We start from the raw sequence: 12,233 nt of genomic DNA, 5'->3' as shown, positions 1-12,233 counted from the left end.
AAATAAGATTAAATAAATGTTATTATTATTGTTTTCACACCAAATTATAACTTCATTTACTAAACAATAAAAAGTGCCAATCTAGTAAAACTTACTAGATTGGCATGATCAAAAACAGAGTAATCCTGTTTTTTATTTTGCTTTTAATCGATTTTGCTGTTTACGTTCTTGTTCAGTTAAGTAACGTTTCCTTAATCTAATATTTGCTGGTGTTACTTCAACTAATTCATCATCATTAATATAATCAAGACAAGCTTCTAAATTGAAAACACGTGGTCTTTTTAATACAACTGTTGAATCTTTTGAAGAAGAACGCGTATTGGTTAACTGTTTACCCTTAGTTACATTAACAACCAAATCATTATCACGACTATGTTCACCAACAATCATTCCTTCATAAACATCTACTCCAGGACCAATAAACATTACTCCTCGATCTTCAACCCCACCTAAAGCATAAGCGGTTGTTTGTCCACTGTCAATTGATATCAAAACCCCAAGTGCTCTTTCACCAACAGCATCACCCTCCATTGGACGATATTCTAAAAATGAATGTGATATTATCCCATATCCTTTAGTCATTGTTAAAAAGTTTGTCATAAAACCTATCATCCCTCTTGAAGGAATTGTATATGTAACACTTGTTTGTCCATCATTACTAACCATATTTTCAAGTACTCCACGACGATATCCCAATGATTCAATGACGTTACCAATACAATCATCAGGAGCTTCGATATTTACTTCTTCATATGGTTCACATAATACACCATTGACCTCTTTAATAATTACTTTAGGTTTAGATACTTGTAGCTCATAACCTTCACGACGCATATTTTCAATTAAGATTGATAAATGTAATTCTCCACGTCCAGAAACGATCCACTCTTCACTGTTAGGAATTCTTTCAATTTTTAACGATACATCACGATTAGTTTCCTTAAACAATCTTTCTTCTATTTGACGGGCAGTTACAAATTTACCATCCTGACCCGCAAATGGTGAAGTATTAGTACCAAACACCATCTGTATCGTTGGTTCATCGACCTTTAATAAAGGTAAAGCTTCTTCCTTACCAGTTGTACACACCGTTTCACCAACACCAATATCAGCTAATCCAGCTATAGCCACAATATCTCCTGCTCCAGCTTCTTCAATCTCAATTCGGTGTAAACCAATGAATCCAAATAATTTTTGAATTCTAAATTGACTGTGCGTCCCATCTGCTCGCACACATGTGACACTTTCATTAACCCGCATTTTACCTCGTTGTATTCTACCAATCCCAATTCTTCCAACATAATCATTATAATCTAATAATGCTGGTTGGAATTGTAATGGTCCTTCTTCATCTACTAATGGTTCTGGAATCTCACTTATAATCATATCTAATAAGCAATCCATATTTGGTTCTTGCGTTGATAATTCAGGATCCAAGCTTGATGTTCCTTGTAATGCCGATGTATAAATTGTTGGGAATTCTAACTGAGCATCATCTGCCCCTAATTCCATAAATAATTCTAATACTTCATCCATTACTTCTTGTATTCTTACTACTGGTCTATCCACTTTATTAATAACTACGATGGGTTTAACCTTAGCAGCAAGTGCTTTCTTTAAAACAAAACGTGTTTGAGGCATTGTACCCTCATATGCATCAACTACTAATAGTACCCCATCAACCATATTCATGATTCTTTCAACTTCACCACCAAAATCAGCATGACCTGGAGTATCCATAATATTAATTCGATAGTCTTTATAATTAATCGCTGTATTTTTAGCTAAGATAGTAATTCCTCGTTCACGTTCAATCGCATTACTATCCATTGCCCTTTCTGCTATTTGCTCATTATCTCTAAATGTACCTGATAGTTTTAACAATTGGTCTACCAATGTTGTTTTACCGTGGTCTACATGGGCAATTATCGCAATATTTCTTATTTTCATCTACTCAACCTCTCTTATAACTTCATCATTATATCACAGAATTGTATTTTGTCATTATTTTTTTTAATTGAGATAAAAAGGTGCTTAAATAGCTTTAAATTACATATTTTATCATAATAATTAATCTACGATAATCCCTAATAAACCAGCTAACGCAATTGCCTGATACATATCTACATGAATTCCTTTTAAACTATAATCATCAATTCTAATTCCTTCTATATTTGTTGTTTTAAAATCCATTCCTTTTAATCCTGTTTTAAAAATTTCTCCACTAATAAAACTAACTTGATTAAAAATCAGATTTTTAACATCAATTTCCATAAAACTACTTTCATCAAGCACTGTATCAATAAATTCAACATTACGAATATTACCAAAACTAATATTTAAATACCTTCCCTGTACTCCTTTAAATAATAGATCATGCAAAGAACAATTTATAAAACCTGCCCCCGTCATCTTACAATTTATAAAATGACAACGATGAATACTAACTTTATTAAATTCTAAATTTGATAAATCACAATTTTCAAAAACACAATCTACTATATGAGTATTAATAAGCTTAATCAAACTAAAATCAATTTTAACAAACTTACATTCTTCTATTGTCATATCTTTAATTGTTATTAAACCTAATGGGTTTTCTACAAATAAACATTGATAATAATTATCCTCAACTTCATGAAAATAACTTTTATTTAAATCATGAATAACCGGTTCTCTTCTCTTCATTCTTTCACCTCATTAATTTATTATAAACATAGCAAATTAATAATGTAAAGATTTCAAAACAATTTTATAATCATCTTTAATTAAACTAAAAATAAATACTCATATAGTATGTATTAATTTAATATGTATAATATGAAATTATATTTATAAAAAATTGGTTATTCGTTATGAATAACCAATTAACGTTCATTAATAATTCGATTACTTGCAAGATATGTTGCTAGATAATAACCACCATATACAACAATTATAAAGATTGTAGTGATTAAAATATTATCGGCAATATTTATACTAACCATTAAACTAATAATATAATTTATTTCATTTAAAGCTACAAAACTATGAACTAAAGCAACAACTAAAGGGAACATAAATGTAATTCCAATTTGTACTAGTAAACTACGATTAACCATTGGCTTACTTGCCCCCAATTGCCCTAAAATACGATATCTTTCTTTATTATCAGAAGATTCTGATAGTTGTTCAATTGCTAAAACTGTCCCACTTGCTAAAGCAAAAACAATTCCTAAATACAATCCCACAAAAGTAAATAGAGCGCTTGTTCCAATTCCAGATTGCCCAAGTTCAATTCGGGTAAAAGATACAACATGATATCCTTCATCCTCTATTTGTCTATTAAAAATAGATATAAAATCTTGAAATTTCTCTTCACATACTTCTTTATCGCCTTGATAATCAGCAACTAAATAAATTTCATGACGTTCTGATGTTTGACCATATTTATTTGCAACTTCATCATTTACAACAATAAAACCTTCATTACCACTATCATTAGTAACTGATAATTCAACAACTTGTTCAGTTAAACTTGTAAGTGATATATCCCCAACTTTTATTGTACTATCACCTTCTAAAAATTGATTATAATATTCCAAAGCCATTGGTAATGTAGCTACTAGTTGGTATTGGTTGTTTGCTAACTGAATTTTTTTATCTATTTTTCCATTTAAAGACATGATTTGATTATAATCACTTTCTTTAACTACTCTCATAGGTTCTTTTTTTAATGTTTCCATCTCTTTGTACATATCACTTTTAGGGCTGATAAAATCACCTTGATTAAGACCTTTTAAATTTTGATAACTAAATTGGTAATCTTTTTTAACAATTTCTTGATAAGATGGTTCCTGTTTTAATTTTTCTAATGCTTCACTATCAAAAGAAAGTACTGTAATATCACTAGGACTATTATCAAGATAAGAAGCATTCATTGCTGAAGCCATCGCCAATGATGATGATAAGATTCCAATCGTCATTAAAAGCATTAATGAAATAACAGTAGTTGATACAACATGGGTATTAATTTTATTATTTACTTGTTTTAAAATAAACATATTTAAACCTTTATAATAGGTCTTTTTTCGCATTTGAACTACTTTTAACAAAAAACCTGATACTGATAAGAAAAATAAGAAAGTTCCAAACGCTCCCAAGATAATCATAATCAGAAAATCGCTTCCAACAATAAGTAATGCTCCATCATATAATAATTTATAAGCATAACCAATTAGTATTATTGAAACAATAAAAGTAGTAAAAATCAACCAGCCATTCTTTATTTTAACTTTTTCATTTTTGCGATTTGCATATAATAAATCAATTAACTTAAAACGATTCAAAGTAATAATATTAAAGATCATTACAATTATATAAATAAAACCAAAATTAATAACTGCTGATAACAAAGCTTCACTAGAAAATACAAATGTAAATTTAGTCATATCCGCCTCAAATAATTTAGCAGTAAAAATTGATAACAGCTGTGATAACCCAACGCCTAAAATTAAACCAATTCCTAATGATATAACCCCAACAATAATTGTTTCTAAAACTAAAATTGTTGATACTTTAATTTTTGACATTCCTAATGTTAAATAAATTCCAATTTCCTTTTTTCTCCTTTTAATTAGGAAATTATTAGCATAAACAATTAAAAAACCTAATACTATAGATACAAAAACAGAAATATAAGATAAAACATTTACTATAGCTTGAACAATTTCCATAGTTGATTTATTAATTGACATCATTGCTGTTTGGCTATCAACTGAATTAAAGATATAAAAGATAGCCACAGCTATAACTAGAGTTATGAAATAAATTGAATAATCTTTAATACTTTTTTTAATGTTTCTAAGTGCCAAACTAAATAACTTCATTTAGTTCACCACCCAATAATGTTTGAACATCCATAATACTGTTAAAAAATACTTTACGTGAATTCTCACCTTTAATAATCTCATTAAAAATCTTACCATCTTTAATAAAAATAACCCGATCAGCATAACTAGCTGTAAAAGAATCATGAGTAACCATTAAGATAGTCGCATTTAACTTTTCATTTAATGCATTGAGACTATCTAATAACATACGCGCTGATTTACTATCAAGGGCTCCAGTAGGCTCATCAGCTAAAATCAAATCAGGATTAGTAACTATTGCTCTAGCACAGGCCACTCTTTGTTTTTGTCCTCCTGATAATTCATATGGATATTTATTTAAAATATCTTTGATTCCTAATGCTGATGCTATTTTATTAACTTTATCATCAATCCCTTTATAATTTGACTTTTGAATTGTTAATGCTAAAGCAATATTTTCAAATGAAGTAAGGGTATCTAAAAGATTAAAGTCTTGAAAAATAAATCCTAATGAATCTCTTCTAAATTTTGTCAGTTTATAACCTTTCAATTTAGTAATATCAGCATCTTTTAGATAAATATGCCCACTTGTAACTTTATCAATCGTTGAAATACAATTTAATAATGTACTTTTACCACTTCCACTAGCTCCCATAATCGCTACGAACTCACCATTTTCAACATCAAAACTAATATTATCAACAGCTTTAGTAATATTACCTTTATTTCCATAATACTTTTCAATATTTTCAATTCTTAATATTTTTTCCATTTCTCTTCACCTCAATAACTATTATAACCATCTGTTATTTTTCTACCATCGAATAAAATAACATAACCTTACATTAATGTAAGGTTACATAAGAACTGACTGGAAATATAATTGTTACAGTTGTACCATCTTTATCTGAATCAATCCTAATTTCATGATTTAAACGCAAACACAGCTTTTTACATAAATACAATCCAATCCCTGTACTCTTTTGTTTTTGACGCCCAATAGTGCCAGTAAACCCTTTATCAAAAACACGTTTCAACTCACTTTCTAAAATTCCTATTCCATTATCATGTATACTTAATTCAATTCGATCTCTGTATTTTCTAGCACTAATTAAAATAACAGGATCTTTATCAATATACTTGATTGCATTATTAATAATCTGATTTAAAATGAACTCCAACCATTTTTTATCACTAGCAACACTTATATTTAAATTATCAAGTTCAATTTTAATTCGTTTATTAATTAAGTCTTTTTTATTTCGTTTAATCACCAAATTTACTAAATTACCTAATTCAAGATCCTTGATTAAATAATCTTTTTCAACATTTTCACTTCGAGCATAAAATAAAACCTGTTCAACATAATCATCAATCCTTATCAACTCTTCTTTGATACTATTATTTACAGAATTAGAATTATTTTCAATAATTAATTGACAAGTAGCCACAGGCGTTTTAACTTCATGACACCACATTTCAATATACTCTTTTAACTCACTTTGACGATATAATGATTCATTTAAATGTTCTTTCATCGCTTTATCAATTTCATAAATACTCTCTATCATAATTTTCCCATCTAAAAAATGGGGTTTTTCGACTAATTCAGTTATTAAATATTTTTCATCTAAATTATCTAAGCTCTTAATAAAATGATTATAATATTTTCTCTTTCGAAAATAATCATAGCTAAGCATCAATAAATATGCACTAATAATTAACAATGGTATATAAATAACTAAAAAATTAGAATAATTAAATACTCTCAAAATAATCCAGATCAATACAACTACACTTGACATTATAATAATATTAATAATTTGATCCTTTAAGTATTCACTCAGTTTCATAAAATTATGTACCCCTGACCTCTTCTAGTATGAATTACATCATTTAAACCAATATCCTCTAATTTCTTTCGTAAACGATTAATATTAACAGTTAGGGTATTATCATCTACAAACATATCACTATCCCATAAATATTCCATCAACTTCTCACGAGACTTTATCGTACCTCGATGCTGTAATAAATAATAAAATATTTTTAATTCATTTTTAGATAACTCGATTACTTGATTTCCTTTTAAAATACTGCTTTTTGATACATCTAATTTAATATCCTGATAACTAATTAAAATTTCACTAGCAGGCTGCATTCGCTTTAAAACAGCCTCAATTCGAGCTATAAGTATTAGAGGATTATATGGCTTAGTAACAAAATCATCTGCACCATAATTTATACACATCAACTCATCCATCTCGTTATTTCGACTCGTAACAATAATAATCGGTTTACCTGAAATTTTACGATACTCTTTACAAAGAAATTGTCCACTTATATTTGGCAAATTAATATCTAATAATATTAAATCGCCATTAAAATTTTTCATCTGCTCTAATGTATTTTCAAAAGACTCAACTACCTCAGTTTGATAACCATTATTATTTAAATAAACTTCTAACTCTTGCCGTAGTTTTACTTCATCTTCAATAATTAATATTTTTGCCATTACTTTAAATCCTCCTATTAACTATAATTATACATAAACAAAATAAAAGGACAATAAATTATCTATTTGTGATTAGTAATATTAAATATTTATCAGCTATTTATAATTTAGATTTTTTATTTAATTTTAAAATCTATCTTTTCTCTATTATATTTTAGTTTTACAAATTCAATTCCTAAAGCCTAATAAGATATTTTTTAACATATTAACTACTACATTAAATTATGAGCTTTCTTACTATTGTTAATTTTTGTATATCAGTAAAATAAATGTTATTAGTATTCTTTACATTATTTATTAGTTGTACTAAATCAACACGTATTGTTAATAAAATCACTCCTATTGAGGGCATAAAATTTAATATTTTAGCTAATTTCAAAAACAATAATAAAAAGCATAAAATTAAAAGTAAAACAGGTTGTAAAATATATAAAATGGCTTTTAGAAATGTGTTCGAAGATAAGAAAAAAGCAATGTCAGTTTATTTATCATTATTTATTGGCCTATTAGCTTTCTTAACAACAAACTCTGTATTCGCTCATCCAGATTATTCAATAAGGTTTAGAAAGTCCCAACCTTATACATTTAATATAAAAAATAATACTGGTTCTAAAAGTGAAAATATTAGTGAAATTTCTGAAAAAGATATAGAAGTAATTAATCAGCTTAAAGGTATTAAAAATATTATAGCTGTTCAGGGCATCAATGTTTTTTTAAAACCAGATCCAGATGTATTTAATAAAAATTTACAAGATAAACTTCAATTTTATGATAAAGATACTAAATACTACTTAGAGAACCCTGAAGAGTATTGTGCAACTATAATTATATTAAAAGAAAATCAAATTAATAAATTCATTAAATATAATAATAATTATGACAAAAATAAATTTGAAGATGGTAATGGTGTAATTGGATTATCAAATACAATCTCACCTAATAAAATTGGAAAAAAGATAGAGATTACTAATGGTGAAACTAATAAAAAAAATTCATTTGAATTAGTTAATTTATTCTCTCAATCTACAGAATACTTAAAAGATGCCGAAAATTACTATTTACCAGAAAATGATAATATCATTTTATTTGTAAGTGAAAAAGGAATGGAACGTATTTCTAATGATTATAAAACCTTTGAATTAAAAATATCATCAGATAGATTTTATGATAATGAAATTAATGAAAAATTAATTGATATGTTTGATCTAAATAAAGTTACAATTAAATCACAAATGGAAACTGAGAATTCTTTGTCTCCTATGATTGAAGGTTTAAAAATTGGTGGAAACTGCTTCTCTTTCATATTAATTTTAATTGGTATACTAAATTTTATAAATGTAATCATTACAAACATGGAAATAAGAAAAAAACCAATCGCTATCCTCCAAGCCATTGGTTTAAGTAGAAAACAACTATGCAAAATGCTTATTTATGAATCACTATATTATGTTGGAATCTCTATTGTACTATTAGCAACAATAGGAGTTTCTATAACTAAGATATTGGTAAATATAATCCATCAATCAATGTATTATTTCAAATTTATATATCCTATTAATACCCTAATAATACTTTCGATAATGTTAATAATAATCTGTATAACTATCTCTCTGCTACTTTACAAAAACATTATCAAACAATCTATAAGTAATAATATCAAATTAAATACTGATTAAAAAATAAATTAACACTACAGTATCTCCATTGACCCTTATAGGGTCTTTTAATCATATACTTTATAAATATAGTACTCTTATTCAAATTCTATTTTTAATTAAAGTTTTAATTATTTATTCTTATAATTATATACACATAGATTAATCTTCTCATTTCTTAAGAATTTTTCTAATCAAATACCAAAATTATAATAATAGTGTCATTGTTTTGATGTAACACTAATAATAATCTTTTTATCATTTTCTTTTACTTGTGAAAATAAATAAATTGTTTTAACTTTTATAATTTGATTATTAGCTGTTTTTATAGAGTAGTAAACAACCTGTTCATGATTTGTTTTAATACATTTTTCAATTGCTTCATGAATTATAAACCTAGTATCTTTATCAATACAATTATTATAATTGAAATAAAAATTTTGATTATTCAACTTATCAATTCCTAATAATTTTTGATATGTTTCATTAAAATATATTATTTGAGGTTCATCTTCATATGTAAACATTAATATTCCATCATTTAATCTTTCCATAAGCTGATTATATATCAAGAGCGTATTATTTAAATGATTAAAAATTTTCTCTTTATTTAAAAAAACATTAATCCCTTTAGTTAATTCCTGCAACGCCCATAATTCATCTTTACGCCATTTACGATAATTTCTTATCATTGCAAACGCCATACATCCTATAAATTCTCCACTATCATCATACAAAGCTATAATCACAACAGATTTTGCTTTGTTTTTAAAAAAATTAAGATTATTTATTTTACTAAAAGAATTATTAGTATTTTTATCAACTACAATAATTGAGTTATTTTTAAAATAACCAATCAACTCTTGAACATCTTTTTTTACTGTCTGAAAAGTATCAGTTATCTCCATTTTAATAGATTTATCTTGCCAAAAATATCGTGAACGATAATTACTATTTTCTTTCAATAAAAGACTAATGCGATCAATTGAAAAATCATTTCCCATTTCTGTCAAAATATTATTAATGGAAGAATCAAAATCCGTTGATTTTTCCATTAATGATAAAACACGCATCATTTGTTCATTCAATTTCTCATCTGAAATAATTCTACTAACACCAATGCATAATTTTGGCTTTCCATCTTCATCGTACAATGTCTTACCAATATCTTTAACCCAAATATAACCAGTGTCACGATTGATCATATTACGGCGATATGTAATCTTTACCTCTTTATTTCCTTTAAAAAAGATATTATATTTTTGAATATCCCTTTGATGAATTAATCGATTAATATTATGTGAATAATTAGGAATTTCCATCTTAGTAAGATTTGAATTACTATTTTTGATTGGTGTATCAAAAATAATCATATTATCACGTTTAAAATCATATTCAAAAATTTGAGCATCTAACTCCAAAAGTGCCTGACGGTACCAATCACACTCACCTTGTCGATAAACAGTTGTCAAAAGATCATCGATATTAACAATCGCATTATCCTCATCCTTAATATCCCCAACTCTGATAACACCACTATCAATCAATTTAGTTATCTCTTGTATACTTACCGGTCGAGCAAAACGATATCCTTGAGCTCGATTACAGCCTAACTCGATTAAAAAATCTTCTTGTAATTTAGTCTCTACTCCTTCGGCAATAACTTCCATATCTAAACGTTTAGCCATTTGAACTACTGATTTAAGAATTTTTTCTGCTTTATTATTTTTATCAAAGTGTTCTAGGAAAGCTAAATCAATTTTTATTACATCAAAAGGCAATTCCTTTAAAATATTTAAAGATGAAAAACCACTACCAAAATCGTCCATTAAAATAGTAAAACCTAATTCTTTTAATCGATTTACTGCTTCTATCATTTGATCACTATCTTGCATATATGCAGTTTCTGTAATTTCCAATTGAAATAAATTTATATCTATATCATATTCTTCCAATAAATCTAATATACTTTCACCTAAATCTATTTCATATAATTCAATTCGTGAAACATTTACTGATACAGGTAATAATATTCGTCCTTCACAGCGAAATCTATCTATATCTTGACAGACTTTTCGCCAAATCACGCGATCAGCTTTAGAAATAAAACCATTTTTTTCAAATATAGGAATAAATGTACTTGGAGGAATCAATCCTCTAATTGGACTAATCCAACGCATTAATGCTTCATAACCAATATATGTTTTTGTAACCATATTGAATTTAGGCTGATAATACGGAATAAACTCATCATTTTCAAGTGCTCGATCCATCTCATCGATAATAAGTTGTTCTTCAAGAACTTGATTTCTAAGTTCATCATCATATATTGCATAACTAGTATTGTATTTATTTTTGACTTTTTTTATTGCCATCATTGCACGATCACACATATTATTAATTGGTAATGATAAATCATCAATATTATAATAACCAAAACTTATTACAATGCTAATTCCTAAATTAAAATTACTAATATCTTCATTCATTTCTTGAAGCAGTGTTTCTTCTATCTTATCTTGATGCGGTACAACAATTGCAAACAAATCACCATTTAATCGTCCAATTAATCCATTATGTTGTTTCATTCGTTTAATACCGGTATTAGCAATATATATCAATAACTCATCACCAACACCGCTTCCATAAATATCATTAATGATTTTAAAACGATCAATATCAAAACATGCTAGATCATAACTAATGTCCTTATTATAAGTAATCAGTTTTTTTGCTTCACGATAAAATGCGGTTCGATTATATATTTTTGTTAGAGAATCAAAATCTGCCATGATATGATACTCATTATTTTTAGCACGACAAATTGCATTATCAACCCTTAATTTTACAACTGATTTATTATATGGCTTTACAATAACTTCACTAATATCCTGATTGAGCAGGTTTAAAAGATTCCCAGTGAAATCTCCACCTACGATTAAAGGGATTTGAATATTATTTTTATTTATATATTTAGAATATTTGATTACATTTTCTTTCCTTGCATCAGTTAAACTGATAATAATTGCTACTGCTTGATCAACGCTAAACTCATCATCTAATTGTTTAATATCATCATAAATAACAATATCATAGTCATCAATTAATATGTCTTTCAGCTTTAAATAATCATCACTTTGATCTCTAACAATAATTATTGTATCCATAATATTCACCCCTTTATGCATTATAATATTTTAACACTATTGCTAA

8 protein-coding genes are annotated in these 12,233 nt (G+C 26.9%); 1 reads left to right on the top strand and 7 read right to left on the bottom strand.

Features of this window, described 5'->3' with window-relative positions:
• Nucleotides 1-132: 132 nt before the first annotated feature.
• From typA to ACLR9T_RS02540, 6 genes are all read right to left on the bottom strand, one after another.
• Nucleotides 133-1,950 (bottom strand): translational GTPase TypA, encoded by a 1,818-nt coding sequence (typA, locus tag ACLR9T_RS02565; RefSeq protein ID WP_413107970.1) that lies wholly within the window; start codon nucleotides 1,948-1,950, stop codon nucleotides 133-135.
• A 120-nt stretch (nucleotides 1,951-2,070) separates the two neighbouring features.
• A complete protein-coding gene (locus ACLR9T_RS02560) occupies nucleotides 2,071-2,688 on the bottom strand; it encodes a pentapeptide repeat-containing protein (RefSeq protein WP_413107969.1) in 618 nt (205 codons plus the stop codon).
• Between the two features lie 179 nt (nucleotides 2,689-2,867).
• Entirely contained in the window at nucleotides 2,868-4,868 is a 2,001-nt protein-coding gene (locus ACLR9T_RS02555) for an ABC transporter permease (protein WP_413107968.1), read from the bottom strand.
• Nucleotides 4,855-5,622 carry an ABC transporter ATP-binding protein gene (locus ACLR9T_RS02550; RefSeq protein WP_413107967.1) on the bottom strand — a complete coding sequence of 256 codons (768 nt, stop codon included), beginning with the start codon at nucleotides 5,620-5,622 and terminating at the stop codon, nucleotides 4,855-4,857. The genes ACLR9T_RS02555 and ACLR9T_RS02550 overlap by 14 nt, the downstream gene beginning before the upstream one ends.
• Nucleotides 5,623-5,695: 73 nt before the next feature.
• A complete protein-coding gene (locus ACLR9T_RS02545; protein WP_413107966.1) occupies nucleotides 5,696-6,703 on the bottom strand; it encodes a sensor histidine kinase in 1,008 nt (335 codons plus the stop codon).
• Nucleotides 6,700-7,365 (bottom strand): response regulator transcription factor, encoded by a 666-nt coding sequence (locus tag ACLR9T_RS02540; protein WP_413107965.1) that lies wholly within the window; start codon nucleotides 7,363-7,365, stop codon nucleotides 6,700-6,702. Before ACLR9T_RS02540 ends, ACLR9T_RS02545 begins: the two co-directional genes overlap by 4 nt.
• Before the next feature lie 269 nt (nucleotides 7,366-7,634).
• On the opposite strand from ACLR9T_RS02540, the gene ACLR9T_RS02535 reads away from it, so the two are divergent.
• The gene (locus ACLR9T_RS02535) at nucleotides 7,635-9,041 is read left to right on the top strand and encodes an ABC transporter permease (RefSeq protein WP_413107964.1); all 1,407 of its coding nucleotides are present in this window, start codon (nucleotides 7,635-7,637) and stop codon (nucleotides 9,039-9,041) included.
• A gap of 200 nt (nucleotides 9,042-9,241) precedes the next feature.
• Here ACLR9T_RS02535 and ACLR9T_RS02530 read toward each other — a convergent pair whose 3' ends face one another.
• Nucleotides 9,242-12,187, bottom strand: a complete 2,946-nt coding sequence (locus tag ACLR9T_RS02530; RefSeq protein WP_413107963.1) for an EAL domain-containing protein — start codon at nucleotides 12,185-12,187, stop codon at nucleotides 9,242-9,244.
• Between the last annotated feature and the right edge of the window lie 46 nt (nucleotides 12,188-12,233).

It is taken from the genome of Thomasclavelia sp. (assembly GCF_047249845.1).
In the GTDB taxonomy this organism is placed as follows: domain Bacteria; phylum Bacillota_I; class Bacilli_A; order Erysipelotrichales; family Coprobacillaceae; genus Thomasclavelia.
Note: the sequence above shows the minus strand (reverse complement) of the source record. Positions and strands in the feature narration are given on the sequence as shown.

Excerpts from the sequence above, each read along its gene's own strand:
- typA (WP_413107970.1), bottom strand. The coding sequence starts at position 1,950 with ATGAAAATAAGAAATATTGCGATAATTGCCCATGTAGACCACGGTAAA.
- ACLR9T_RS02560 (WP_413107969.1), bottom strand. The coding sequence starts at position 2,688 with ATGAAGAGAAGAGAACCGGTTATTCATGATTTAAATAAAAGTTATTTT.
- ACLR9T_RS02555 (WP_413107968.1), bottom strand. The coding sequence starts at position 4,868 with ATGAAGTTATTTAGTTTGGCACTTAGAAACATTAAAAAAAGTATTAAA.
- ACLR9T_RS02550 (WP_413107967.1), bottom strand. The coding sequence starts at position 5,622 with ATGGAAAAAATATTAAGAATTGAAAATATTGAAAAGTATTATGGAAAT.
- ACLR9T_RS02545 (WP_413107966.1), bottom strand. The coding sequence starts at position 6,703 with ATGAAACTGAGTGAATACTTAAAGGATCAAATTATTAATATTATTATA.
- ACLR9T_RS02540 (WP_413107965.1), bottom strand. The coding sequence starts at position 7,365 with ATGGCAAAAATATTAATTATTGAAGATGAAGTAAAACTACGGCAAGAG.
- ACLR9T_RS02535 (WP_413107964.1), top strand. The coding sequence starts at position 7,635 with ATGTTATTAGTATTCTTTACATTATTTATTAGTTGTACTAAATCAACA.
- ACLR9T_RS02530 (WP_413107963.1), bottom strand. The coding sequence starts at position 12,187 with ATGGATACAATAATTATTGTTAGAGATCAAAGTGATGATTATTTAAAG.